This window comes from Sphingobium bisphenolivorans (genome assembly GCF_000412635.1).
Classification (GTDB): Bacteria; Pseudomonadota; Alphaproteobacteria; order Sphingomonadales; family Sphingomonadaceae; genus Sphingobium; species Sphingobium bisphenolivorans.
On the sequence record NZ_ASTG01000026.1, the window covers coordinates 52,998 to 76,973 of the forward strand.

A 23,976-nucleotide genomic window follows, 5' to 3' on the forward strand; every position below is an offset into this window, starting at 1 on the left:
TGAGGCCATGCTGCGTATTCCCAATAGGTACGCCCTCTTTCTTAAAGCTGAGACAACCGAATGATTTCTGCTCTCGACCGCCGCCAGTTCCTCCGCGGCGCGGCCCTCGCCGGCGGCGGCGCAGCATTGTCAGCCTGGCTGCCGGCCTGGGCGCAGACGATCTCGCCGGGGATGCGACCGACGCTGCCGACCGTGTCGGGCGAAGACATTACGCTCACCATCGCCCGGCAGTCGATGACCATCGACGGGCGCAAGTTCCGGGCAATCGGCCTCAACGGCACGGTCCCCGCCCCGCTGATCCGGCTGCGCGAGGGCCAGCGCGTGCGGCTCAACGTCATCAATCAGCTGGAGGAGGACAGCTCGATCCACTGGCACGGGCTGATCCTGCCGGCCAATATGGACGGTGTGCCGGGCGTGTCTTTTCCGGGCATCAAGCCGGGCTCGAACTACCTCTACCAGTTCTCCGTCGTGCAAAGCGGCACCTACTGGTACCACAGCCATTCAGGCCTGCAGGAACAGGAAGGCCATTACGGCCCGATCATCATCGATCCCGCCGGTGCCGATCCGGTCGCCTATGACCGCGAGCATGTCATCGTGCTCGCCGATCACAGCGCGCTCTCGCCGCAGGCGATCTTCCGGCGCCTCAAGGTCAACCCCGGCCATTTCAATTTCCAGCGCCAGACCCTGGCCGGGCTCCTGTCGGGCAAGGATCAGCCGCTCAAGGACCGGCTCGACTGGGGCCAGATGCGGATGGACCCGGCCGACATCTCCGATGTGACCGGATCCACCTACACCTATCTCGTCAACGGCCATGGTCCGATGGACAACTGGACCGCGCTCTTCACCCCGGGCGAACGGGTGCGGCTGCGGGTCATCAATGCGTCGGCGATGACCACCTTCAACGTCCGCATCCCCGGCCTGCCGCTGACCATCGTCCAGGCCGACGGGCAGAATGTGGTGCCGGTCACCGTCGACGAGTTCCAGGTTGGTGTTGCCGAGACCTACGACGTCGTTGTCAGCCCAGGCGATGACAAGGCCTACACCCTTGTCGGCGAGGCGATCGACCGCTCGGGCATGGCGCGTGCCACGCTCGCGCCGCGCGCCGGCATGGCCGGCGAGGTTCCCCCCTTACGCAAACGGCCGCTCGCCGACATGAAGGACATGGGCATGGACATGTCCTCGATGCCGGGCATGGAAGGCATGGACATGTCGGGCGGCGCTATGCGGGGCGTCGATCCGACGGCCGAGAAGAACGCGTCCGCGCGCCTCGCGACCGGCGCGGCGGCAGCGATGGCGACCATGGACAATAGCGCCATGGCAGGCATGGATCATTCGGGGATGGATCATTCCGCGATGAGCGGGATGGACCACGGCGCGATGGGCGCCGATGGCCAGATGGCGGGCATGGACCATGGCGGGCACGCGATGGGGTCGATGAAGATGCGAGACTTCTCGAACGCGCCGCAGGTGAAGCGCGACCCGAGCGTCCAGACCATCTCGCCGATGCCCGTCGACCGCACCGGCGAGCCCGGCCAGGGCCTCGCCGACGTCGGCCACAAGGTGCTTGTCTACAGGGACCTGATGGCGCTCGATCGCAATCCGGACGTGCGCGCGCCGAGCCGCAGCATCGACATTCACCTCACCGGCAACATGGAGCGGTTCATGTGGTCGTTCGACGGCGAAAAAATGTCGGACCATCACGAGCCGATCCCCTTCATCGAAGGCGAGCGGGTGCGCGTCAATCTCATCAACGACACGATGATGGGGCATCCGATCCATATTCACGGGCATTTTTTCGAGCTGGTGACGGGGCATGGCGATCATGCGCCACGCAAGCATACGGTAATCGTCCAGCCCGGCGGCAAGGTGACCTGGGACTTCACCGCCGACGCGGTCGGCGACTGGGCCTTCCACTGTCATCTCCTCTACCACATGCATGCCGGGATGATGCGGGTCGTGAGCGTCCGTCCGAAGGGAGACGCGTAATGACCCGCATCCTCACGCCGCTGGTGAGCGCGATCGCCCTTTTCGCTGCCGCGCCCGCCTTTGCCCAGGATCATTCAATGCACGGCATGCCCGGCATGGCGCCGCCGGGCGAGGTGCCGCCGGCGCAGGAGAAGAAGAAGGACAAGGCCGCCGCCAGGCCGCGCGCTCAGACACCAGCGCCAGACGCCACCTCGGCGATGGACCATTCGCAGCACCAGGCCAGTCCTGCGCCGCAGGGAGATGCGGCCGGTCAGCCGCAACCCGCGTCTCCCGCGATGCCGGACATGCCCGGGATGGACCATTCGCAGCATGGCCAGACCGCCATGCCCGGCATGCAAATGACCGGCACGGCGCTTCCGGCCGGCAATGCGCCCCCGCCGCCTCCCCCCAGCGACCACTTCGCCGATCGTGATTTTCCCGGCGCCGAGATGGCGCGCTCACGCGACATCATGATGAAGGACAGCGGCGGCAACAATTTCGGGCAGGTGCTGCTCAACCTGTTCGAGTATCAAGCGCATAGCGGTCGCGATGGCTATCGCTGGGATGGCGAAGGCTTTTACGGCGGCGATATCAACCGGCTCTGGCTCAAGAGCGAGGGCGAAGGCGAGTTCGGCCGCGGCATCGACAGCGCGGAGGTGCAGGTGCTCTACAGCCGGGCCATCGACCCCTATTTCAATCTTCAGGGCGGTATCCGCCAGGACTTCGGCCGCGGGCCCGACCGCACTTACGCGACGGTCGGCGTCGAGGGCCTGGCTCCCGGCATGTTCGAAGTCGAAGGCGCGCTGTTCCTCTCGACCAAGGGCGATGTTCTGGGCCGGGTCGAGGGCTATTACGACCAGCGCATTACCCAGCGCCTGATCTTGCAGCCGCGCGCCGAGGTCAATTTCGCCGCGCAGGATATTCCGGAGAACGACATCGGTTCGGGGCTGGTCAACATAGAGCTCGGCGCGCGCCTGCGCTATGAGTTCAGCCGCCAGTTCGCACCCTATATCGGCGTCTCTTATCTGCGCAAAGCCGGCGACACGGCGCGGCTGTCGAGGCTTGCCGGCGAGGACGTCCATGCCACCAGCTTCGTCGCCGGCATCCGCTTCTGGTTCTAGCATCGGGACGGCTGATGGCGGGGGCGAACAGGAGAGCGGGGCGTTACACTGAGACCCAGGTCGGCCTGCGCCGAACGAAGGAGATACGCCATGGATCATTCGTCCCACATGAGCACACGGAAGATGGGCGCCTATTGGAGCCTGGCCTTCCAGACCGTCATCAGCGGCGTCATCATGTATCTGGTGATGTTCGTCATGATCGACGGGCTCGACAGCTTCTACAACAACCTCAACATGCTCTACATGACGCTGATGATGGTCTCACCGATGGTGGTGCTCATGATCCTCGCCATGCGGCACATGTTCGCGTCGAAGGCCGCCAACATCGCGCTGATCGCCGCGTCGCTGGTCGCCTTCTTGGGCAGCTTCGCGTTCATCCGCACGCAGACCACGATCGGCGACACGGCCTTTCTGCGCTCGATGATCCCACACCACTCCGGCGCGATCCTGATGTGCCAGGAAGCAAAGCTGAGCGATCCCGAAGTCATCCGGCTTTGCGAATCGATCAAGCGCTCGCAGCGGCAGGAAATCGACGAGATGAAGGCCATACTCGCGCGGCGCTGAGTGGCACGGTCCGGCTACGCCCGGATACGTGCGCCCGGCCGGGCGTGTGAGCCGGCCGATGGTCTACACGAGGCGCGGGCCCGACGAGATTGCCAGGGAGGTGGCGCGGCTTGCGCCGCTGTTCCTGCGACAGGCTGGCGGCCACGTCCTGACGCTGCTCGATCCTTCCGGGATGGTGCTGAGCTATAATGAAGAAGGCGAGCGTGCCGAATGCTGGCCGCTCGATCGCGTCCTGGGACAGCCCCACGACCTGTTCTACCCGCCCGACGAGATTGCGGCGGGGCGTCCAGGCGCAGACCTGGCGGCCGCCCTTCACGAGGGCACGCTGGAGCGCGAAGCGTGGCGGGTCTGCGAGAACGGCGCGGAATATCTGGCGCGCCTGACGATCACCGCACTGTTCGAAGGCGACACACATCGCGGCTTCGCCTGCATCAGCCGCGATGTCACCGACGAGGCGGCGGTCCGCGCATCGATCGAGACCCGCGAGCAGCATCTGCAATCGATTCTGGCGACGGTGCCGGATGCGATGATCATCATCGACGAGACCGGCGCCATCACGTCGTTCAGCGCAGCGGCACAACGCCTGTTCGGCTACAGCGAAGCCGAGCTCGTCGGCCGCAACGTCTCCTGCCTTATGCCCCAGCCCGATCGCGACCGTCACGACGAATATCTCGCGCATTATCTGCAGACCGGCGAGCGCCGGATCATCGGCCTCGGTCGCGTCGTGGTCGGCCAGCGCCGCGACGGCTCAACCTTCCCGATGCAGCTGTCGGTCGGCGAGGCCGGTGAAGACGGGCAGCGGTTGTTCACCGGCTTTATCCGGGATCTCACCGCCAAGGAGCAGGATGAGCTCAGGCTCAAGGAACTGCAGGCAGAGCTGGTCCATGTCTCTCGGCTGAGCGCGATGGGCACGATGGCCTCGACGCTCGCGCATGAGCTCAACCAGCCGCTTGCCGCGGTCGCGCTCTATCTCGAGACGATCCGCGACATGCTCGACGAGCGGGACGACGAACCCTTCGTGTCGCTACGGTCGGTGATGGATGATGCGGCACAGGAAACGCTGCGGGCCGGCCATATCGTCCGGCGCCTGCGCGATTTCGTCGCCCGCGGCGAGGTCGACAAGAGCCTCCACGAGCTGCCGCAGGTCATCGCCGAGGCGAGCCAGCTCGCGCTGGTCGGTGCACGCGAGCGCGGCATCCGCAGCTTCTTTGCGGTCGATCCCGCCGCGACGCTGGTCCTCGTCGACAGGGTGCAGATCCAGCAGGTGCTGGTCAACCTGATGCGCAATGCCATCGAGGCGATGGCGGAGTGTCCGGTTCGCGACCTCAAGGTGGCGACCAGGTTGCGCCCTGACGGGCTGATCGAGGTGACCGTGGAGGATACCGGTCCCGGCATCGCGGACGGAATCCGCGAGCAGCTCTTCACGGCGTTCAACTCGACAAAGGCCGACGGCATGGGCCTCGGCCTCTCGATCTGCCGGACCATCATCGAAGCGCATGGCGGCCGTATCTGGATGGAGCGCCCCGACCGCGGCGGCACCCGCTTTCATTTTACCTTGATCCATGCGCGGGCGGAGGAGGAACATGGGGGATAGACGCGTCATCCATCTGGTCGACGACGAGGAGAGCATCCGCAAGGCGGCGAGCTTTGCGCTCAAGACCGCGGGCTACGACGTCGTGACCTATGCCTCGGGCGTGGAGTTTCTCAAGGAGGCGAAGTCGGCGGCCGTCGGCTGCGTCATCCTTGACGTGCGCATGCCCGAGATGGACGGTCTCGAGGTTCAGGCCGCCATGGCAGCACGCGGGGTCAACATGCCGGTCATCGTCCTGACCGGCCATGGCGACGTGTCGGTTGCGGTGCAGGCCATGAAAGGCGGCGCGGTCGACTTTCTCGAGAAGCCCTTCGAGAAAGCGGCCCTGCTCGGCGCCGTCAGCCGCGCGTTCGCGCGTCTCGACGATGTCGACTTTCGCACTCTGGAAACCTCTGAAGCCGGCGTGCGGGTCGCTGCACTGACGCCCCGGGAGCGTGAAGTGCTGGAAGGGCTGGCGAACGGCCTGCCCAATAAGACGATCGCCTATGACCTGGGCTGTTCATCGCGAACGGTCGAGGTCCATCGCGCGAGCCTGATGGCCAAGCTCGAGGTCCGCAATTTGTCCGAAGCCCTGCGGATCGCCTTTGCCGCGGGCATGGGCCGCAAGCCGAAGTGACTGCGACCTCTACGTAGCGACGGGACGAGGCGCGATATGCGATCGATGGTGCAATCGTCACACGGGTGTCCGCTTCTCGCAATGCCATCGGTCCGTTCCACTCAGCATGATGGCAGATACACCATCCTCGTCTCCGACGACGATCCCGGCGTGCGGCGTGGCCTCCAGCTGCTGCTGAGATCGCGCGGCTATGCCGTGTGGGGATATACGACCGGCCACGCGCTGTTGGCCGACCCCCGCGCGAAGGAGGCAGACTGCGTCATCCTCGACTATCGCATGCCCGACATCGACGGATTCGCGATGCTGCGTCACCTTCGCGAGATCGGATGGTCGGGACGCGCCATCATGATCTCAGGCTTTCACGACACGCTGCTGGCCTGGCGGGCCGCCGAGGCGGGCTTCGATCACGTTCTCGCAAAGCCTTTGATCGGCAGGGCTTTGCTCGATGCGTTGGACCGGCACCGCGCCGAGGTTCTGCGAAAGCATTGAGTTATGGCGGCCGGCCCCCGGCAGCCTCAGCCCGGCGCGATGTGGAAAGCCGATCTGCGCCGTCAAAGCCAGTGGCTACGTTTGAACCGGATGTAGAGCCCAATGCAGACCGCAGCGATGACGCCGAGGATGACGAAATATCCCCATTGCGTCTTCAGTTCGGGCATATTCTCGAAATTCATGCCGTAGATTCCGGCAATCGCGGTAGGCACCGCGAGGATCGCGGCCCAGGCGGCAAGCTGACGCGTGATCGCACCCTGGCGCTGCTGTTCGAGCAGGTGACTCGCCTCGAACACCGAGATCAGGATGTCGCGGATGCCGGTGATGGCGCTCTCAACCCTGAGCATGTGATCGAGCAAATCACGGAAATAGGGTTTCCTTCTCACGATCTGGCTTTTGAGCCATTCGAGCATGGAATCTTTTGCCATCATGGGCGTCGTCGTCGCTCTCGGCAGCATCGTCTACCGGGCCAGCATCCGCCGGTCATCAACGTAGGGGTCACGACGGTGGAGCGAGCGGTCGGCTCTTCAAGCCCAACGCGATCGGCTCATTTCTCGCTCACCAGTCGTGAACTAACGGCAAATTTGTCAGAATTTGAGGGTGAAAGTGATTTATGGCCCTCATTTTTGTTTCAAGCAGCGCCTGCCGAATGCATCTCTGCGATTGATGTCTTCTGCAAAAGCTTGTTGGCATCGGATGCTCGCTGATCACACCTAACCCGTAATCGTGCCTCTGGCTGACATACCCGACAAACGTATAAGCTCGCCATGCGCGGGCGTCACCAACCCAATTCCGCGTGCGATCCCAAGCGCACAAGCTGCAAGGTGTCGTCATCGGGCTTGCGGTAAATCAGCACGAGGTCGGGCTTTATGTGGCAATCGCGATGGTCGCGCCAGTCGCCGGTCAGCGCATGGTCGCGGTGGCGCGGTTCAAGCGGCTCGTCGGATGCCAGCGCCTCGATGATCGGGATCAGGTCAGCGTCCAGCGTCTTGGCGTGCTGCCCCTTCTTCTCCCGCTTGTAGTCGCGCTTGAACCGCCCGAAGCGTTCAATCGTCCGCATTGAGGTCGGCCATCAGGTCGACCACCGTGGCGAACCGCTTGCCCTTTCCCTCGCGCGCTTCCTTCATGGCCTCGATCGTCTCGGCATTGGGCACCAGCGGTTCAAACGGCAAGGCCTTGTCGCGGGCAACGCGGGTCAGCATCAGGCGCACGGCATCGGAGACGGTCAGCCCCATAGCAGCCAGCACGGTCGCGGCTTCCTCCTTCACCGCTCCGTCGATCCGGGTCTGCACAAGAGCGTTTGCGGCCATGTCGATTTCCTTTCTGCATGACGATGTAATGCAAGCGAACGCAAAGTGCAATCAGGCAAAGCCCCGGCTATCGACATGGCGACCGGGCTTCGCGTTTTTCACCTTCAATGCTGTGAGTGCCATCGGTTCGGGGCCCTGATCGGGAATGTTGGGGCCGTTCTCACACTTTCGGTGGGCAAACGGTCCCACAATCGTTCCCACATTTTGGGCCAAATTCAGGCAAATCAGGGAGACGACCGCGAACAACTTACAAGACAAATCGTTGCTTTTTCAGTGTAGGTAGGGGTAGGGACGCCATCAGCTCGCTTGACACAAGGTTCTACACTCGACAGCGGGGTCCTCTACCACCGGGCAATTCTGCAGGATGCTGCAAACCGCGCGATATCAATGGCGGGCGAAAATTCGCTGACCGGCGCTGCCGAAGGCCACCACCGTATAGGGTTGGCGGGCAGCGCCTGCCACTTCCATGCCCTCCGAACCGATCGGCATCCCCGCAACCGCAATGCCTTTGACGCCCGCAGGACGGGTCGCCAGCAAGCGCTTGACGTCGGATATCGGGACATGGCCCTCGATCATATAGCCATCGACGATCGCGCTGTGGCAAGATGCCAGCGTCCGGGGCATGCCGGCCTTGCGCTGAAGCTCGCTGCGCGACGCATCGTCACGCATGACGACCTTGCGTCCCAGCTTCGCGCGCACGGCCTGCGCCCACTTCTCGCAACATCCACATCCCGGATCCCGGTGGACGACGATATCACTGGCCGCAAGCGCTACGCCGGGCATGGCGAGGAACAGCAAGGCGACGAATAGGCGGGTCTTCATGAAATGACTCCCGGAAGAACGATAAGCATGGGGCAGAGGCCCCTTCTTTTCTATACGCATCAATGCGCCCCTCCCCTCATCACGCAGATGATTTTACGATGGCGGGCGGCCTCCAGGCTAGCGGCAGGGACACAAGCAGCGCTAGCGATAGACCACCAATCCCCCACAGAACGAGCGGCTGCGCCCCGGGAGCGACGATGGCTATCGCCAGCGGCGCGAGCGCCTGCCCGATGCTGGCGGCGGAATGCTGGAAACCGAGCTTCACGCCTGAAGGGGCCCCGCCGCCGCTGATCCAGAAGCTGGTGACCAATCGAAGGGTTGCCGAGCTCCAGCCGGCAGCAACGATGATCCCACTGAGCTCGGCCATACTCGCGGCGACAGGAAACATGAAAAGTGCCACAGCCAGCAGGCCCAGCGTCAATCCGGCAAGCCGCCTCGGCACAGTGACCAGCCAATCCAGCTTTGCATGGAAGATCTGTGCCGCCAGCATGCCCAATCCGCAGAGACTGAGCATCCAGGCGATCTCTTCGCGGCTCAGCGAAATGGCGCTCCGCGTCACCAGGAGATTGACATGCATCGCCGCCAGCCCGCCGCCCGCGACGATCGTGATAAAAAGCAGGATCAACGTCGCGCCGAGCGTAGGCGCGGGCAGGTCTCCGCCATCGATGCAAGGTGCACACCAGCGCGGCAGACGCACGGCGCAAAGCGCCGCCCCGACGGCACCGATGCCGAGAGCGAGGATCATGAGGGGAGCGCGGGGCAGGATCGCGGCCGAGACCTCCGCCACCAGCGGACCGGCGAGATCGCCCAGAAACACGAAGGCGGTCAGCCAGGTGAAGCGGCGCGCCTGGTCCGCGCGCCCGCTTGCGGCAAAGCTCGCGCAGAGCAAGCCCAACGGTATGATGGCGGCCGACGCCATCCCCGCCACCAGACGCAATGCATAAAGCTCAGGCAACCCGACGAGGCCGATCGGCGCGGTCACCAGCGCGAGGATGACCAGCGCTGCGCGCAACATCGCCCGATAGTCGACCCGGTCCGCGATCCAGCCCCAGAGCGGCGCCGCCAGCAAGGCTGCCAGGGGATGGACCGCAGTCAGGCTCGCGACGTGAAAATCATGAGCGCTTGACGATAGCGCGCCACGAGCCGGGTCGACCAGTGCCGGAAGGAAGGCGAGAATGGCCGTCTGTCCCGCCGACGCCGCAGCCGCCGCGAGCAACAAGACGAAAAAGGAGGCCGGCCAGCGACCGTTGGCTTGCGATCCAGCCTTGTCACGCGGCGCGTTCGCGGTCGATCCCTCGAGTGGCCATCCGCGGATCACCACCAGGCGCGCAAGCCGATCACCAGCCTGTGTTCGGAAGGCCCTTCCCTGCGCAGGCGACGGAAATCGGCCGTGCCGTCAAATGCGCGCTCCCAGACGAAGCCGATATAGGGCGCGAACTTGCGCGACACCTCGTAGCGCAACCGTCCGCTCAGCTCGACATTGCTGAAGCCGCTGCCGAGCTGCCGATCGCTCGACCGCTTCGAATAGATATTGGTTTCCACCTGCGGCGTAAGGATCAACCGATTGGTGAACAGGACCTCATAGGAGGCCTTGGCGCGCGCCGCGAGACGCCCATCGGTTCCTACATAGCCGGTGAGCTGGACGTCGAACCAATAGGGCGCCAGTCCCTCGACGCCGGCGGCGAGCCAGGTGGTCGCACCCTTGCCGAGATCCTGCCTGACCCCGAGCAGCGTGCCCCAGAACGGGTTCTTGCTGTGCCACCACAGCGCCTCGACGCTGCTCTCCGGATCGAGACGTTGGTCGCGGGAGTTCTTGAGCCCCTGGCTGCGCAGCCAGAGCTTGTCATTGTCCTGACCCTTGGTGACGAGCACGGTCCAGCCCACGCCCTGACCCTCGTTGCCGCTGGTGAACTCGAGCTCATCCACAAGTATCTTGGGGATCGAGAGCTTGTCGGCCATCTCATAGCCCGGCAGCGTCGAGTTGCGATAGCCGTCGGCATAATCGTCCGAGTTGCGCGCGTCCGGCGGGGCCTTGCCACCCTGCATCGAGCCCATGTCCATCGTGGCGCCGTTACCGGACGCCTTCGTGTCGGTCATATCCATGCCCGGCATGTCCATGCCCGCATGCTCCTGAGAGCCTTGCGCGGAAGGTGAGTTTGGATCGGGAGTGGCCGTTTGGGCAGGGGTGGCGGCGGGCGACGGGGGCAAGGCATCCTGCGCGAGGGCGGGAGCCGTGATCGCCGGCGCCAGGAAGAGGGCAACGCCAAGAGCAATGCCGCGCGAGGGGATAATCCGGATCATGCGACCACCACCTCCCGGAACATGCCGGCCGCCATGTGATAGAGCAGATGGCAGTGGAAGGCCCATCGGCCCATGGCGTCGGCGGTGACGCGGAAGCTCACCCGCTGGGCGGGCTGGACCACGACCGTATGCTTGCGGACCTGGAAGGCGCCGTCCGGGCCTTCGACATCGCTCCACATGCCGTGCAGATGCATCGGATGCGCCATCATCGTGTCGTTGACGAAGGTGACGCGCAGCCGCTCGTTCGGCTTGAAATGCAGCGGCCGGGAATCGTTGAGCTTTATGCCGTCGAGCGACCAGATGAACCGTTCCATATTGCCCGTCAGATGCAGCTCGATGTCGCGCTCGGGCTCGCGCGGGTCGGGATCGCCGCCCGGCGTGCGCAGATCGGCCAGCGTCAGCACGCGCCAGCCGCGCCCGCGCAGCCCGGCGCCGGGATCGTCCAGATTGGTGCGGGGATAGTCGACGCGCATGTCGGTATTGGCGCCATATTCGGTGCGGGCGTGCTGTGCCCTGGCCGGCATCTCGGTCATGCCGTGCCCGGCATGCGCGTCGCCTCCCATTGCGCCCATCGTCGCCATCGCGCCCATCATGTCGACCGGCTCGAGCCAGGTCCGGGCATCGAGCGGCGGCACGGCTGCCGCCATGCCCGGAGCCGGTGCGATCGTGCCGCGGGCATAGCCGCTCCGATCGATCGCCTGCGCGAAGATGGTGCGGGCGCCGCCCTCGGGCATGGTGAACTCGACGTCATAGGTCTCGCCCGGGCCGATCCGGAATTCCTCGACCGTGACCGGCTCGACCGGCTGCCCGTCGGCCGATACGACCGTCAGCTCGACCCCCGGGATCCGCACGTCGAAGAACGTCGCCGTCCCCGCGCCGACGAAGCGCAGGCGCACGCGTTCGCCGGGCGCGGCGATACCGGTCCAGTTGCCGGCGGGCGGCGCGCCGTTCATCAGATAGGTGTAGGTCGCGGCAGAGACATCGCTGTAGTCGGTCGGGTTCATCCGCGAGCTGTTCCACATCCGCCGCCGCTCGAGCGCCTTCCCAAGGCCCATGGCGCCGACATCCTTGAGGAAGTCGCCGGCTGTCGGCTGCGCAAAATTATAGTAGCTGCTCTGCTTCTTGAGATTGAGGAAGATCTGCAGCGGCGGCTCGTCCGACCAGTCGCTGAGCACGATGCAATAGTCGCGATCGGGCGCCCGCGCCGCCGGCGCCTGTTTCGGCTCCACGATGATCGCTCCATAGAGTCCCGTCTGCTCGGCGAGCGTGTGAGCGTGATACCAGTAGGTTCCGCTCTGGCGGACCTCGAAGCGATAGGTGAAGGTCTCGCCCGGCGCGATGCCGGCAAAGCTGATGCCGGGCACGCCGTCCATCTCCGCCGGCACGATGATGCCGTGCCAATGGATGCTCGACATCTCCTTGAGGCCGTTGCGCACACGGAGCGTGACCGTGTCGCCTTCGCGCAGGCGCAGGACCGGCGCGGGCACGCTGCCGTTCACGGCGGTCGCGATACGGCGTTTGCCGGTGAAGTTGACTGGCAGCTCGGCGATCTCGAGGTCGAACTCGGTCCCGCTAAGCTCGGCGGGCGAGACTGGGGCGGATCGCGCGAGAAGCGCCGGGGCGAAGCCGGCAACCGCGCCGCCGATCGCCAGCCCCTGGACGAAACGGCGCCGTGCGATCGGCCGGATATGTAAGGGAGACATGAACTGTACTTTCGCGAAGTCGGGTTCAGGCGAGGTCGAGGACGATCCGGCCCTCGATGTCGCCATGGTGCATGCGGGAGAAGACGTCGTTGATGTTCTCCAGCTTGTCTGCATGGACCGTGGCCTTGACCTTGCCGTCGCCGGCGAACGCCAGTGCCTCGAGCAGATCGAGCCGCGTGCCGACGATCGAGCCTCGCACGGTAATGCCGTTCAGCACGGTGTCGAAGATCGACAGCGGGAAGTCGCCCGGCGGCAGACCATTGAGCGCGACCGTGCCGCCGCGCCGGACCATGCCGAGCGCCTGCTGGAACGCCTTGGGCGAAACGGCGGTGACGAGCGCTCCGTGCGCGCCGCCTATCGCCTTCTTGAGCGCTGCCGAAGGGTCCTCGCTGTGCGCGTTGACCGTCAGTGTGGCGCCAAGGCGTGTAGCGAGGTCGAGCTTGCTATCGTCGATGTCGACCGCGGCCACATTGAGACCCATGGCACGGGCATATTGCACCGCCATGTGGCCGAGCCCGCCGATCCCTGAGACGACCACCCACTCGCCGGGTCGGGCCTCGGTGGCCTTCAATCCCTTGTAGACGGTGACGCCCGCGCAGAGGATCGGCGCAATGTCGAGGAAGTCGACATTGTCGGGAAGGTGACCAACATAGTTGGGATCGGCGAGGACATATTCGGCAAAGCTGCCATTGACCGAATAGCCGGTGTTCTGCTGTTCGTGGCAAAGCGTCTCCCAGCCACCCAGGCAATGCACGCAATGCCCGCAGGCGGTGTAGAGCCAGGGCACGCCGACCCGGTCGCCTTCCTTCACATGGGTGACGCCCGCACCGACGGCGGCGACATGCCCGACGCCTTCATGGCCAGGAATGAAGGGCGGGTTGGGTTTGACCGGCCAGTCCCCTTCTGCCGCGTGCAGGTCGGTATGGCACACGCCGGTTGCCGCAATCTTGACCAGGATCTGCCCGGGGCCGACCGTCGGGATCGGCGCGTCCTCGATGACCAGGGGCTTGCCGAATTCGCGGACGACCGCCGCCTTCATGGTTTTCGCCATGTCCGTTTCTCCTTTTGAGCGAGGGGTCAGAACAGGCCGAGCGCGTGCTCGTCATAGGAGACGAGCAGGTTCTTGGTCTGCTGATAATGGTCGAGCATCATCCGGTGATTTTCACGCCCGAAGCCCGACGCCTTGTATCCGCCGAAGGCGGCATGGGCGGGGTACTGGTGATAGCAGTTGGTCCAGACCCGCCCGGCCTCGATCGCGCGGCCCAGACGGTAGGCGGTGTTGCCGCTCCGGGTCCAGACGCCCGCGCCAAGACCGTAGGCGGTGTCGTTGGCAAGTGCGATCGCCTCCTCGACCGTCTTGAAGGTGGTGACCGCCAGGACGGGACCGAAGATCTCCTCCTGGAAGATGCGCATGTGGTTCTGACCCACGAACACGGTCGGCTGTACGAAATAGCCCTGGTCGAGCGCACCGCCCGGCAGCGCCTTGGCGCCACCGACCAGACACTGCGCGCCCTCGGCCTTGCCGATATCGATATAGCCCAGGATCTTGTGGAGCTGGTCCTCCGACGCCTGCGCGCCGACCTGGACCGAGGGGTCGAGCGGATCGCCCTGGCGGATCGCGGCGACGCGCGCCACGGCGCGCTCGATGAAGCGATCGAAGATCGACTCATGGATCAGCGCGCGCGACGGGCAGGTGCAGACCTCGCCCTTGTTGAACGCGAACAGCGTGAAGCCTTCGAGCGCCTTGTCGAAGAAGGCATCGTCCTCGTCGAGCACGTCCGCCATGAAGATGTTGGGCGACTTGCCGCCAAGCTCCATCGTCTGGGGGATCAGATGGTCGGCGGCCGCATGCATGATCTGCTTGCCGGTGACGGTCTCGCCGGTGAACGAGACCTTGGCGATGCGCGGATTGGCGGCGATCGCCTGGCCGACGGTCCGTCCCGGGCCGGTGACGACATTGAGCACGCCGGGCGGCAGGATGTCGGCGGTGAGCTCGGCGAACATCAGCAAGGTGAGCGGCGTCTGGGATGCGGGCTTGATGACGGTGCAGTTGCCCGCCGCCAGCGCCGGGGCGATCTTCCACGCCGCCATCAGCAGCGGGAAGTTCCACGGGATGATCTGGCCGACGACGCCAAGCGGCTCGCGAAAATGATAGGCGATGGTGTCGGCATCGATCGTCGAGATCCCGCCTTCCTCGGCCCGGATGCAGCCGGCGAAATAGCGGAAATGGTCGATCGCGAGCGGAACGTCGGCAGCGCGCGTCTCGCGGATCGGCTTGCCGTTGTCGATCGTCTCGGCAAGCGCCAGCAACTCCATATTATCCTCGAGCCGGTCGGCGACGCGATTGAGAATCCTGGCGCGGTCGGCGGGCGAGATCCTTGCCCATTGATCCTTGGCGGCGTGCGCCGCATCGAGCGCGCGCTCGACATCTTCCGGCGTCGACAGCGCAAACTCGGCGATCTGGGCGCCATTGATCGGGCTCGTGTCCGCGAAATACTCGCCGCTCGCTGGAGCGCTCCATCGACCACCGATGAAATTATCATAGCGGTGTCGGAAGGACGCCGCAGCATTGATGGTCCCGATCGCCTTCTCGAACATCGCCTGTCTCCATCTTTACCGATGCCTGATGAAGTAGGCCTTCTGATGAGACGGCCTATAAGTAAGTTCCGCAGACAAAAATCAGGCAGAGTTTTTACGAAGCGCCAGGCTGGACACGCAAAAGAAGCCGATGATTTTCTCATCAGCTCATAGATTATCTCGTCGCCTAAGCAGGCAATGGCTCTCGCCATTCAATCGCGGCGCAGAGGTCACTGAAGTTGATCCGGCCATGCTTGGTCGGACCTCTTAATCGTAAGCGCGGACCCGCAGCTCGGTGCCAACTCCTGGAGCTTTACGCATCGCGGGCTCCTCTCTCTCGCGGTGGACGCCTGCTTCTCGTTATGAAATCCTAGAAACTTGGAACACCTCTTGAAGAACAGGCCCGCCGCGGGGGCAGCGGCGGGCCCTCAGCCCCAGGGGTCTGTTCTCGGGGCTGGAAACCTCACATGTCGCTCATCGGCTTGTCGGCCATAGGCGTGGCCGGTTTCTTCTTGGCGGCCGGCTTTGCCTTTTTCATCGGCATCTTGCAGCAACCGCTCTTGGGCTTGCCAGCCTTGCTCGAACCGCTCCCCTGCGACGAGCCACCAGACATTCCGGCCATGCCCGCAGCGCCCTGCTGGCCTTGCGGCTTCTGCATGCCGGCTTGGTGATCCTGCATCATTTGGTCGTGCATCTGCTGCCCTCCATGATCCATCCCCTGCTGATGGGCATGGGCGGTGGATGGCTTCGGCTGCGCAGGGGCGTGCTGGGGCGCGGCGGGTGCCGATTGCGCCAGACCCGCGCCAGCGAAGTTCAGGGTCGCCAGGCAGCCGATCGCGCCGACTAGAAGTTTCGTCTTTCGCATTGTGGTTCTCCGCATGATGAGTCCTTGCCCGATCGCCGTTTGCGACCGCGACCATACCGACCCCTCATGCGGGCTTGGCCCTTTGGTCTGAATACGTAAGTTACGAATCCGCACTGGATCAGGACTGGCAGGCCCGCGATCTTGCGGGCGAAACCATGGTCCAAGGGTCCAGCGGATTCATGACTGCATCGCATTAAAGCTCGTGCAGACCTTTATTCTGAAACGCAATTGGCCCGCCGGGGAAACGGCGGACCAACGTTGCGGCCCGGTCAAACGATACCAACGCCTTGTATGGTGAGGCTTTGATCAACCGACCTCTGATGGGCTTTTGGTTCAGCACCCCCCGCCCGACCGATGCGACATGTCAGAAGCCCCCTCCTGGCTCCCCGATTCCCGCATGGCCATCCGGTGGCCTCGCATCATCTCACCGTGCATCTGGTCCTTGCCGTGCCGCATGCCCTCCATATGGGCCGTGCCGGACTGAGCCGGCGCAGGCTTGGCCTTGAGCGTCTCCTCGAGATCCGGCATGTCCGACGGCATGCCATCGGCGAGAACAGGCCCGGCACCGAGGGCAAGGAGGCCGAGGGCTGCGAGCGAAGTGATAACTACCGTTTTCTTGCGCACTATCGATTCCTTCAAGTCTGGTTTCCGTTCGACCGGCTTCAGATCCGGTCGTTTCTCGCTCCTCCGGGAGCTTGCCCTTGAGATGGTATCGGTCCTGACCCGGCAGTATACGTAATATGCGAAGCGGGTGGTCAGCCGGTCATGTCCGCCATCATTCGGCAGCTCGCCGCGCATTTCTTGCAGGTGGCCGAGCAACGCGCGATCCGCTGGTCCTCGCTATGACGCCCGCATTCCTCGGCGCAGCGCTCGCAAGCATCGGCGCAGGCGCGGCACAGGATGCGGTGCAGAGCCGATTCCCGCAGCATCGAGTTGGCTGTCGCCTGGCACAGTTCCGCACAGTCGTTCAGCATGGCGATCAACGACGCGCTCGCCAGCGCGCTGCTTTGCTTCGTCAGCCAGGCGGCGGTTTCGAGGCACATGCGGTGTGAAGCCAGGCAATCGTCGATGCAGTCCGTCATCGACATCGCCATCCCTTCCATTCGATGCTGCTGCCCCGCCGCCGGCGCAGCCAGCGTTCCGGCGGCGGCAAGGCCGGCGCCCGCCATCAGCAATTCGCGTCTCTCGATCATCATGCACCCTCCATCGGCTATCCCTTGCGCGGTGTGCCGCATCCGGCGGCCTCAGCCGTCGCCGGCGACCCATCCGACGCCGCACGCGCCTTCTCCCGCGCCATCCGGGTTTCCTCCCAGGGCCAGTGACCGTTGATCTCGACCCCGAGCGAGATGCTCAGGAAGGTCCGCACCAGCACAAGCCCGGCCAGCACGATGAGATCGTCGAGCGTCGGGTTGATCACCAGCGACTTGACGATGTCGCCGGCGACCAGAAATTCCAGGCCGAGCAGGATGCTGCGGCCGAGCGCCGAGCGGAACGTGCTATAGGCCTCGGTTCGGTCGCCCGCCCTCGCCCGCCGCGCAAACAGAAAGGTTGCGAGCCCCGCGCCGACCAGGATGGTCAGCGTGCCCGCCAGTTCCAGGCCGATCACGGCGAGCCGGAAGAAGGCGCTCAGCCAGTCGGCCTCAATGGTGATCATACCAGCCTCGCTTGCGGATATTGTTGAAGCTGTCGGTGGCGTGACAGGCATAGCATTGGTCGACGCGCGCCTTCGATCCGGCTGCGCGCTGCGAGACCATGCTGAAATGCTCCATGAAGTGACTGGGCGGCGCCTTATGGCACTCGGCGCACTGCGTCGAATTGACCGATGGATGGCGGTAATTGGCGATCTTCCAGCTGTCGGTCTTGTGGCAGCTCGCGCAGTCGGTGCCGAACAGGCCCTGGTGCGGATCGCGGAACGCATGGCAGCTCGCGCAATTGAGCGCGGTCTCGGGGGTCAGGCTTCGAGTGTTTGTCGACATGCCCGCCAAAGGCTGCCGCCACTTCGCCATGTCGAGCAACGCGGCGTGATCCATGCGGATGATGCCGCGCTCTCCCTCATGTTCGACGTGGCAGGAGGTGCACTGCGTCGCTTTCGCGTGGAACTGCGTCGACTGCTTCGTCCCGAAATCGGTGCCCGCATGGCAGGTGAGACAGGTCCGGGTTTCGACGCCCTTGCCCGGCGTGTGGCAGGCCGTGCATTGGCCGGCAAAGGACTGGTGCGCGCTCGAGAGCGGGCCGGGCGAGACGAGCTGCGCCACCAGGCCGGCATCCCTCGGCGCGTCCGATCGCATCCGGATCGCGACCGCGGCGACCATCACCAGCAGGGCTGCGATGAAGACGGCGTAGGAAAGACGCTGCCAGCTCATAGCCAGCGCAGCCCGTAATAGATCGCCGCGCCGACGTGGAGCGCGAGCAGCGCGAAGATGAGACAGCCCAGCAGGATGTGCAGGAACCGCCACCGCGCGAACAGGGTGTTGGTTGCCTCTTCGGCACGGATCGCGAATTCGGTATCGGCCAGCGCTGCGGCGATCCCCGCCTTGTCCTGGGGGCGCTGGCCCGCGGACGCATCCCCGGCGACGAACAGATAGCGCTTCCAGCCCGACAGCGGCGGGGCTGCGGTATCGGCCTGCGTCGGCGCCGCCGGCTCCTCGAGGAAGGCGGCGCGAAGCGAGGCCAGTTCTGACCTGCGTCCGCGCAGCGCCCGACCAAGCTGGGCAAGCAGGTAGCGGCCGATGAAGCCGGTGATGACCGTCATCAGCAGGAGGACGGTCAGAAGCAGGCCGACCGGGCTTTCGAGCTTGTGCGCGGCGTGGACCAGACCCAGGATCGGCGCCAGCACGCCGGCATAGATGTGGATGGCGAGCAGGGTTGGCTTGCTGACGACCCGGGAGAGCGCCTTGTCGACCCAGGCGATGTGCTTGGCCGCGACATAAGGAAGCGTCAGCAGCATCAGCACGAGCGCTGCGATCCCGATGATCCCGCCGGCCAGGCTACCCGGAAAGCGGGGCGACACATGCACGAGATAGCCGAACGGGAACAGCAGCAGGAACGCGACCAGCAGGCCCACGGCAATGTCGCTGCGTTCGCGCATCAGGCTTCGACCACGAGCGGCGTGCCCGTCCCCTTCGCCTGGCACGCGAGCACATAGCCTTGCGCCTTGTCGGCGGGCGCAAGGCCGGATTCGACCTCCATCGTCACTTCGCCCTGCAGCAGCTTGACCACGCAGGCGCCGCATGTGCCCGCACGGCATGCATAGGGGATCTCGACGCCCGCGCCCTCGGCCGCCTCCAGCACGGTCTCGTCCGCGGGCAAGGCCGCCGACACCCCCGACACGGAGAAGGTCACCGTGCTCGGCGCCACCTCGGCGCTCGGGGCCGGCTTATCCGCTGGCGGGGGCGCGGGCTTGACCTCGAGATCCTCGTGGTCGGCCGGCAGCGAGGCCGGACCGAACGCCTCGGTGTGCAGCTGCGCGTCGGGGACGCCGAGTTCCGCCAGCACGCCGCGCATCGCGCCCATCATCGCCGGCGGGCCGCACATATGGATGCGCCGGCTCGCGATCTCCGGCACCGCGGCCAGGATCATCTCGCGCGTGATCGGCCCTTCGGGGCCCATCCAGACGGTGCCGGGCGCGCGCTGCATCGCGGCGACGACATGGAGGTTGGGAAAACGGCGTTCGAGCCGCTCGAGCTCGTCGCGGAACACGAATTCCTCGGTCGACCGTGCGCCGTAGAAGAAGAAGATATCACCCTTCCACGCGGTGTCGGTGAGATAGCGCAGCACCGACATCATCGGGGTGATGCCGACCCCGCCCGCGATCAGCACGATGCTCTGGGCATCCGTTCCCGTGAAGGTGAAGGCGCCGAACGGTCCGCTGACCTTCAGCAGATCGTCGGCGACGACCTTGTCGTGCAGGTATCGCGAGACCACGCCCTGCTCCTCGCGCTTGACCGTCAGTTCGACATAGGCCCGCTGGGTCGGCGAAGAGGCGATCGTGTAGGAACGGCGCGCGGTCTTGCCCGCTTCGGGCTCTACCTCGACCTGCAGGAACTGGCCCGGCAGGAAGTCGAACGGCAGCCGGTCGGCGGTCGGGTCCGCGAGCCGGAAGGTCAGCACGCTCGGCGTCTCTCGCACGATCTGGACCACGCGCAGCTGCCCCGCCCAGCTTTTGGGCTTGCGCAGCGACGCCCCAGCGGGTGCGGCCGCATTGCTCGGCGCGAGCCCGGCGCTGTCGGCAACGGGTGCAGGCGCGGGCGCAACCCTGGTAGCGGGAGGGGCAGCCTTCGGCTCCGGCTTTGCTGGAACCTTGGCGGTGGCGACACCGCCGGCGATCGCCCCGATCCGCCGCAGGCGGAAGATCTGTAGCGCGATCAGCGTCGCGCTGACCAGTCCCAGGAACAGCATGAGAAGGAGGTGCGAGGGCGAGATGCCGAACCAGTGATCGGCATGGCCGGGCGCGGCCTGGTCGATGTCAAGCTGATCGCGAAACCAGGAGAGGGCGACCTCGCGCGGCGGCTGGAGCCCCCCGATCGCGGCCTGTGCGGCAGAGCCAGCGCGGAACAGGTCCGTGCCCTCGCGCATACGCTGAGCTGCATTCAGCCGGGCCGAGATCGTCGTTGCGCGCGCGCCTTCGGCGGATGCGGCATTGATCAATGCCAGGCCTGTGCTCACCCGGTCGCGGGCCTGCGCCGCGACACGCTGCCGGGCGGCTTCATCGAGCACCGGAAAGGCGAGCAGCTGGGAGAAGAAGGCCGCACGGCGAGAGTCGTGGCCGTGCTCATTTTCCCCCTCGCCGTTGATCATGCGATCCATCATGGGGTTCATCATCTTCGCCATGTCGGACGAACCCGGCGCCGAGGGGGCGGACATCGCCCCGTCGGCCGACATCGAGGCGTCGCCTCCGCCGCCATGGTGGGCGGCATGATCCTCGCCCTCCTGCGCCTGGGCGCTCGCGGACAGGCTCAGGGCGAGCGCGAGCCAAAGGCTCCAGCGGCGAAGGCCCATCCGGTTACGCATCCTCTCTTCCCTTTTTTTTCTTGCGCCCTACATGTCCTTCATCGGCATCGCTGAATTCGTCGGCGCCGGATCGGGCGCCGGAGCGCTCTGGTTCGCGCCGCCGGCGCGCATTGCATCATGGTCCATGGCCTGCCGATGATGGCGTTCCATCGCTTCATGATCGTCCCGGGGATAGTCGCTGTTCGCGTCGGTCGGGGCGTCGCTGCCATTATCGGTCACGACGGCGGGGAGTACGGCGGAGTCGGTCGCTGCGTTGCTCGCTGCAGGCAAGGTCTGTTCGCTCTTGCGGTCACACGCCGACAAGGCGAGCGCGGCCGTCAGCACGAAGCTCCATCCGATCGTGCGAGGCAGCAGATTGTCTTTGAGGTTCATGGTGCTTCTCCTCTTGAAGGAAAGACGTAGTGGCTATGTGTCACCCGGATGAATTCATTGAGCGTCGTGCAGAATCTGTTGGCAGCGCTCGTGTGACAAGTTCATGGGATTACGCCCCTGCCCTTTCATCTCGTTGTGGTCGTGAAGCGTCTGCAGGCCCATCTGCCCTTCCATGGCCCTGCAGCTTTCAATCTGCGCCGATGTGGGCGGCGTCGTTACGCAAGCCGCAAGGAACATTATTGGCGCTGCTGCGACGAAAATACATGTCTTCATGGTGCTCCCTTCCTGATAACGGTTACTGCTCCCGCAGCGATTTTTCCTTGATTGCTTCGTCGCGGCGCGAACTACGTTTCGCCGCGAGATAGACGAGAATGGGACAGTCGGACGCCGGAACTTCGCCAGGGCACTCCTCAGCGAGCTCGCGAAGGATATCCCGAATATGCGAGAGTCGTCTGACGCGGCTTTCCGCTTCGCTGATCTTGGCAAGCGTAATCTCAAGGACGGCTGCCGCGGTTGCGGTATCCGAAGCCTGGAGTGTGAGGAGCTGCCGCGACTGCTCCAGCGTGAAGCCGAGTTCCTGAGCAGAGCGGATGAAGTTGAGCCGATCCAGGTCGGCATCCCCGTAAAGGCGGTAGCCAGCGGCAGTCCGATCCGGCGCAGGGAGCAGTCCGCTCCGTTCATAATATCGGATCGTATCACGTCCCACGCCCGCCGCCGCGGCGAGCTCGCCAATCTTAAAGGTGCCCATGACATCCGCTCGATCTTGCAGGTTGGACCGTGGTCCAGGGTCAAGAAGAATTGCGGCCCTTTTTCTTCCCGGTTGCAGAGCAATCGCTGCTCCGCGGCGACTACGTACCTGCCCCGATGGTGGAACACCTGCCAGGGACAGGCCGCAGTGCGAGAAGGCAAGGACTCGTTAGTCCCTACGAAGCTCAACGATGTCATGCTTCGCGGGTTTGCCGTCGGCCACGCTGACATGGGCAAAGTGATCGTCGTAGATATGATCGACCCTCACATGACCCACGAATTGCCGGCGGAACGCGGGTCCCGTCCCCTTGTAAGAGCCGCCCGGTACGGGGACGTTCCGATACACGTCGAGAACCTGACCGACTTCCGCACCATCGGCTTTACCGATGCATACAACCGGGCCACCTTCATCAATACCCACGATCGAACCGCGCATGAACCATGTGTGGCCAATTCCTTGCGCGCCCGCCGGGACTGCCGATAGCAGAGCCAACCCCGCTGCTGCTGCAAGCATCACTGCTTTCATATCGAACTCCTGTCTTAGCTTGGTGCAAACCCATAAGCCGCCGCCGGCAATGCCGTTCTCACAGCTTTGGACGGTTCAGCCCCGGCCACAGCTCGGGCCGGCGCCGAGAACGTGTCAGTTGCTGCGGCGCAGTTCGACGATGTCATGCTTGGCCGGCGCCCCGTCCTTGACCGAGACATGCGCGAAGTGATCGTCGTAGATGTGGTCGACGGTCACGTGGCCGATGAGCTGCCGATGATAGGTCGGCGCCACGCCTTTCGAAGGACCGGGGTGATTGATAACCCGATAGACTTCAAGCGTCTGCCCGACCTCAACGCCGTCGGCCTTGCCGATGCAGACGATCGTTCCGTTGGTATCGGTTCCGACGATCGAACCGCGCATGAACCAGGTGTGACCGATACCCTGTGCCAATACCGGCGAAGCACTGAGCATCGAGATGCCTGCCAGCGCAACCATGATGGACTTCTTCATCATCGTCTTGACTCCTTGAAAAAGTGTTGGAAGCTGCCGCTCGATTTCTCGAGGGGAAGATTTTGTTTTTTCGCCAACAGGACTATGGTCCCGGGTCCCAGCTCGGTATACGTAGTGTTCGCAGCCATCGGTCTATTTGGTGACCGCGCCGTAAAGCAGGCTCAGATGTGCCCGCCCTCTACAGCCGATAGGAGAGGCCCGCTTCCAATAGATGGTCGCAAGGCCGTTCAGATCTGGTTAAAATCATCCGTGTGGATGAGCCGTTGTTCCACCGCCAACTGCCCGGAAGTCGCATCACTGTCGATGATCGATCCACGCGTGAAGAACGCGTCACCGATGCCGCTTTACAGCGCGACGCCCACAAGTGTCGGATACGAGGGCCGGCTGCGTGCCTGGCGAATAAGGGGCGAATGCGAAGACAACACGGGAATTTATGTTTCCACCTTCGGCAGGTCGCGGGATTGAGGACCGGGACATGGCAACTCTAAGATTCCCGGGGGGCTCCGCATCATGGATTGGAGCGAGCATGAGAACCTCAATACGCCCTGGCTCGCCACCTTCGCCTTTGGCGGATTGTTGATCGCCTTCGCCGACGTTGTGCTGCTGTTTCTGCGCTGGCCTCGCGACGGCGGGAAAATCGGTGGCTATCGATGCGTGGATCGACAGAGTGGTTCGGGCGCCGGACGTTCGCACATCCATGACACACATTCGGTGCCCGATACCAGATGAGGTCATCAGCCGATCGACCTACTTCTTGTTCTTCCTCATCATCTTCCGGCAGTCGGCATGCTGACGATTCATCGGAGTCTGAGCAATCGTGCCCTTTTCCTCCGCGTGGCTGTGCAGTTGGTTGGTCCCCATGGACTTCTCCATCGCATCGCAATGTTCGGACTTGTCGTGCTTGGCCCAGTCGGCCCGAAGCTGCG

Annotated in this window: 26 protein-coding genes and 1 pseudogene; 7 read left to right on the forward strand and 20 right to left on the reverse strand. The window is 64.5% G+C overall.

The genetic code is table 11. The annotated features are described in order from the left end of the window. Nucleotides 1–60 precede the first annotated feature (60 nt). The 6 genes from L858_RS0116705 (at nt 61) to L858_RS0116730 (ending at nt 6,346) form a co-directional block, all read left to right on the forward strand. Nucleotides 61–1,986, forward strand: coding sequence for a copper resistance system multicopper oxidase (locus tag L858_RS0116705; protein ID WP_007683365.1), 1,926 nt, complete (start codon nt 61–63; stop codon nt 1,984–1,986). Next, complete coding sequence (locus L858_RS0116710; protein WP_022684261.1) at nt 1,986–3,086, forward strand: copper resistance protein B; 1,101 nt, start codon at nt 1,986–1,988, stop codon at nt 3,084–3,086. The genes L858_RS0116705 and L858_RS0116710 overlap by 1 nt, the downstream gene beginning before the upstream one ends. Nucleotides 3,087–3,176: 90 nt before the next feature. After that, nucleotides 3,177–3,650: a DUF305 domain-containing protein gene (locus L858_RS0116715; protein ID WP_022684262.1), complete on the forward strand. Its 474-nt coding sequence runs from the start codon at nt 3,177–3,179 to the stop codon at nt 3,648–3,650. A 58-nt stretch (nt 3,651–3,708) separates the two neighbouring features. Continuing rightward, complete coding sequence (locus L858_RS0116720) at nt 3,709–5,244, forward strand: two-component system sensor histidine kinase NtrB (protein ID WP_007683359.1); 1,536 nt, start codon at nt 3,709–3,711, stop codon at nt 5,242–5,244. Further along, nucleotides 5,234–5,857 carry a response regulator transcription factor gene (locus tag L858_RS0116725; protein ID WP_007683357.1) on the forward strand — a complete coding sequence of 208 codons (624 nt, stop codon included), beginning with the start codon at nt 5,234–5,236 and terminating at the stop codon, nt 5,855–5,857. The genes L858_RS0116720 and L858_RS0116725 overlap by 11 nt, the downstream gene beginning before the upstream one ends. A gap of 81 nt (nt 5,858–5,938) precedes the next feature. Beyond that, a complete protein-coding gene (locus L858_RS0116730; RefSeq protein ID WP_007683354.1) occupies nt 5,939–6,346 on the forward strand; it encodes a response regulator in 408 nt (135 codons plus the stop codon). Nucleotides 6,347–6,408: 62 nt separating this feature from the next. Here the strand turns inward: L858_RS0116730 and L858_RS0116735 are convergent. The 20 genes and pseudogenes from L858_RS0116735 to L858_RS0116840 form a co-directional block, all read right to left on the reverse strand. After that, nucleotides 6,409–6,723 (reverse strand): annotated as a pseudogene (locus L858_RS0116735) (CorA family divalent cation transporter); the annotation flags it as partial. Nucleotides 6,724–7,124: 401 nt separating this feature from the next. After that, nucleotides 7,125–7,406 carry a type II toxin-antitoxin system YafQ family toxin gene (locus L858_RS0116740; protein WP_004212690.1) on the reverse strand — a complete coding sequence of 94 codons (282 nt, stop codon included), beginning with the start codon at nt 7,404–7,406 and terminating at the stop codon, nt 7,125–7,127. After that, nucleotides 7,393–7,656, reverse strand: coding sequence for a type II toxin-antitoxin system RelB/DinJ family antitoxin (locus tag L858_RS0116745; RefSeq protein ID WP_004212689.1), 264 nt, complete (start codon nt 7,654–7,656; stop codon nt 7,393–7,395). Before L858_RS0116745 ends, L858_RS0116740 begins: the two co-directional genes overlap by 14 nt. 384 nt (nt 7,657–8,040) lie before the next feature. Next, a complete protein-coding gene (locus tag L858_RS0116755; protein ID WP_007683347.1) occupies nt 8,041–8,478 on the reverse strand; it encodes a DUF411 domain-containing protein in 438 nt (145 codons plus the stop codon). Nucleotides 8,479–8,557: 79 nt separating this feature from the next. After that, nucleotides 8,558–9,799 carry an MFS transporter gene (locus L858_RS0116760; protein ID WP_007683345.1) on the reverse strand — a complete coding sequence of 414 codons (1,242 nt, stop codon included), beginning with the start codon at nt 9,797–9,799 and terminating at the stop codon, nt 8,558–8,560. After that, nucleotides 9,793–10,779: a copper resistance protein B gene (locus L858_RS0116765; RefSeq protein ID WP_009823975.1), complete on the reverse strand. Its 987-nt coding sequence runs from the start codon at nt 10,777–10,779 to the stop codon at nt 9,793–9,795. Before L858_RS0116765 ends, L858_RS0116760 begins: the two co-directional genes overlap by 7 nt. After that, a complete protein-coding gene (locus tag L858_RS0116770; protein WP_007683343.1) occupies nt 10,776–12,482 on the reverse strand; it encodes a copper resistance system multicopper oxidase in 1,707 nt (568 codons plus the stop codon). Before L858_RS0116770 ends, L858_RS0116765 begins: the two co-directional genes overlap by 4 nt. Nucleotides 12,483–12,507: 25 nt before the next feature. Next, the gene (adhP, locus tag L858_RS0116775) at nt 12,508–13,533 is read right to left on the reverse strand and encodes an alcohol dehydrogenase AdhP (protein WP_007683342.1); all 1,026 of its coding nucleotides are present in this window, start codon (nt 13,531–13,533) and stop codon (nt 12,508–12,510) included. 26 nt (nt 13,534–13,559) lie between these two features. Beyond that, on the reverse strand, nt 13,560–15,080 hold the full coding sequence (locus tag L858_RS0116780; RefSeq protein ID WP_007683341.1) for an aldehyde dehydrogenase family protein: 1,521 nt from the start codon (nt 15,078–15,080) through the stop codon (nt 13,560–13,562). 442 nt (nt 15,081–15,522) lie between these two features. Next, a complete protein-coding gene (locus L858_RS22340) occupies nt 15,523–15,924 on the reverse strand; it encodes a hypothetical protein (protein ID WP_013849877.1) in 402 nt (133 codons plus the stop codon). 333 nt (nt 15,925–16,257) lie between these two features. Further along, nucleotides 16,258–16,548 (reverse strand): hypothetical protein, encoded by a 291-nt coding sequence (locus tag L858_RS0116790; RefSeq protein WP_013039105.1) that lies wholly within the window; start codon nt 16,546–16,548, stop codon nt 16,258–16,260. A gap of 131 nt (nt 16,549–16,679) precedes the next feature. Continuing rightward, on the reverse strand, nt 16,680–17,120 hold the full coding sequence (locus L858_RS0116795; protein WP_007683338.1) for a four-helix bundle copper-binding protein: 441 nt from the start codon (nt 17,118–17,120) through the stop codon (nt 16,680–16,682). 14 nt (nt 17,121–17,134) lie between these two features. Beyond that, a complete protein-coding gene (locus L858_RS0116800) occupies nt 17,135–17,578 on the reverse strand; it encodes a DUF1622 domain-containing protein (protein WP_007683337.1) in 444 nt (147 codons plus the stop codon). Continuing rightward, complete coding sequence (locus tag L858_RS0116805; protein WP_007406380.1) at nt 17,565–18,287, reverse strand: hypothetical protein; 723 nt, start codon at nt 18,285–18,287, stop codon at nt 17,565–17,567. The genes L858_RS0116800 and L858_RS0116805 overlap by 14 nt, the downstream gene beginning before the upstream one ends. Further along, on the reverse strand, nt 18,284–19,012 hold the full coding sequence (locus tag L858_RS0116810) for a hypothetical protein (RefSeq protein ID WP_007406424.1): 729 nt from the start codon (nt 19,010–19,012) through the stop codon (nt 18,284–18,286). The genes L858_RS0116805 and L858_RS0116810 overlap by 4 nt, the downstream gene beginning before the upstream one ends. Beyond that, entirely contained in the window at nt 19,012–20,934 is a 1,923-nt protein-coding gene (locus tag L858_RS0116815) for a 2Fe-2S iron-sulfur cluster-binding protein (protein WP_028056238.1), read from the reverse strand. The genes L858_RS0116810 and L858_RS0116815 overlap by 1 nt, the downstream gene beginning before the upstream one ends. A gap of 27 nt (nt 20,935–20,961) precedes the next feature. Next, nucleotides 20,962–21,306, reverse strand: a complete 345-nt coding sequence (locus L858_RS0116820; RefSeq protein WP_022684264.1) for a hypothetical protein — start codon at nt 21,304–21,306, stop codon at nt 20,962–20,964. 295 nt (nt 21,307–21,601) lie between these two features. Beyond that, entirely contained in the window at nt 21,602–22,054 is a 453-nt protein-coding gene (locus L858_RS0116830) for a heavy metal-responsive transcriptional regulator (RefSeq protein WP_022684266.1), read from the reverse strand. A 168-nt stretch (nt 22,055–22,222) separates the two neighbouring features. Continuing rightward, nucleotides 22,223–22,579 carry a hypothetical protein gene (locus tag L858_RS0116835; RefSeq protein ID WP_022684267.1) on the reverse strand — a complete coding sequence of 119 codons (357 nt, stop codon included), beginning with the start codon at nt 22,577–22,579 and terminating at the stop codon, nt 22,223–22,225. 114 nt (nt 22,580–22,693) lie between these two features. Next, nucleotides 22,694–23,053 (reverse strand): hypothetical protein, encoded by a 360-nt coding sequence (locus L858_RS0116840; RefSeq protein WP_022684268.1) that lies wholly within the window; start codon nt 23,051–23,053, stop codon nt 22,694–22,696. 507 nt (nt 23,054–23,560) lie between these two features. On the opposite strand from L858_RS0116840, the gene L858_RS0116845 reads away from it, so the two are divergent. Further along, nucleotides 23,561–23,779, forward strand: a complete 219-nt coding sequence (locus L858_RS0116845) for a hypothetical protein (protein WP_022684269.1) — start codon at nt 23,561–23,563, stop codon at nt 23,777–23,779. Nucleotides 23,780–23,976 lie beyond the last annotated feature (197 nt).

Bases quoted from the DNA above. Each gene is read 5' to 3' on its own strand.
- L858_RS0116705 (WP_007683365.1), top strand. From the start codon at position 61: ATGATTTCTGCTCTCGACCGCCGCCAGTTCCTCCGCGGCGCGGCCCTC.
- L858_RS0116710 (WP_022684261.1), top strand. From the start codon at position 1,986: ATGACCCGCATCCTCACGCCGCTGGTGAGCGCGATCGCCCTTTTCGCT.
- L858_RS0116715 (WP_022684262.1), top strand. From the start codon at position 3,177: ATGGATCATTCGTCCCACATGAGCACACGGAAGATGGGCGCCTATTGG.
- L858_RS0116720 (WP_007683359.1), top strand. From the start codon at position 3,709: ATGGTCTACACGAGGCGCGGGCCCGACGAGATTGCCAGGGAGGTGGCG.
- L858_RS0116725 (WP_007683357.1), top strand. From the start codon at position 5,234: ATGGGGGATAGACGCGTCATCCATCTGGTCGACGACGAGGAGAGCATC.
- L858_RS0116730 (WP_007683354.1), top strand. From the start codon at position 5,939: ATGCCATCGGTCCGTTCCACTCAGCATGATGGCAGATACACCATCCTC.
- L858_RS0116740 (WP_004212690.1), bottom strand. From the start codon at position 7,406: ATGCGGACGATTGAACGCTTCGGGCGGTTCAAGCGCGACTACAAGCGG.
- L858_RS0116745 (WP_004212689.1), bottom strand. From the start codon at position 7,656: ATGGCCGCAAACGCTCTTGTGCAGACCCGGATCGACGGAGCGGTGAAG.
- L858_RS0116755 (WP_007683347.1), bottom strand. From the start codon at position 8,478: ATGAAGACCCGCCTATTCGTCGCCTTGCTGTTCCTCGCCATGCCCGGC.
- L858_RS0116765 (WP_009823975.1), bottom strand. From the start codon at position 10,779: ATGATCCGGATTATCCCCTCGCGCGGCATTGCTCTTGGCGTTGCCCTC.
- L858_RS0116770 (WP_007683343.1), bottom strand. From the start codon at position 12,482: ATGTCTCCCTTACATATCCGGCCGATCGCACGGCGCCGTTTCGTCCAG.
- adhP (WP_007683342.1), bottom strand. From the start codon at position 13,533: ATGGCGAAAACCATGAAGGCGGCGGTCGTCCGCGAATTCGGCAAGCCC.
- L858_RS0116780 (WP_007683341.1), bottom strand. From the start codon at position 15,080: ATGTTCGAGAAGGCGATCGGGACCATCAATGCTGCGGCGTCCTTCCGA.
- L858_RS22340 (WP_013849877.1), bottom strand. From the start codon at position 15,924: ATGCGAAAGACGAAACTTCTAGTCGGCGCGATCGGCTGCCTGGCGACC.
- L858_RS0116795 (WP_007683338.1), bottom strand. From the start codon at position 17,120: ATGATGATCGAGAGACGCGAATTGCTGATGGCGGGCGCCGGCCTTGCC.
- L858_RS0116800 (WP_007683337.1), bottom strand. From the start codon at position 17,578: ATGATCACCATTGAGGCCGACTGGCTGAGCGCCTTCTTCCGGCTCGCC.
- L858_RS0116805 (WP_007406380.1), bottom strand. From the start codon at position 18,287: ATGAGCTGGCAGCGTCTTTCCTACGCCGTCTTCATCGCAGCCCTGCTG.
- L858_RS0116810 (WP_007406424.1), bottom strand. From the start codon at position 19,012: ATGCGCGAACGCAGCGACATTGCCGTGGGCCTGCTGGTCGCGTTCCTG.
- L858_RS0116815 (WP_028056238.1), bottom strand. From the start codon at position 20,934: ATGCGTAACCGGATGGGCCTTCGCCGCTGGAGCCTTTGGCTCGCGCTC.
- L858_RS0116820 (WP_022684264.1), bottom strand. From the start codon at position 21,306: ATGAACCTCAAAGACAATCTGCTGCCTCGCACGATCGGATGGAGCTTC.
- L858_RS0116830 (WP_022684266.1), bottom strand. From the start codon at position 22,054: ATGGGCACCTTTAAGATTGGCGAGCTCGCCGCGGCGGCGGGCGTGGGA.
- L858_RS0116835 (WP_022684267.1), bottom strand. From the start codon at position 22,579: ATGAAAGCAGTGATGCTTGCAGCAGCAGCGGGGTTGGCTCTGCTATCG.
- L858_RS0116840 (WP_022684268.1), bottom strand. From the start codon at position 23,053: ATGATGAAGAAGTCCATCATGGTTGCGCTGGCAGGCATCTCGATGCTC.
- L858_RS0116845 (WP_022684269.1), top strand. From the start codon at position 23,561: ATGGATTGGAGCGAGCATGAGAACCTCAATACGCCCTGGCTCGCCACC.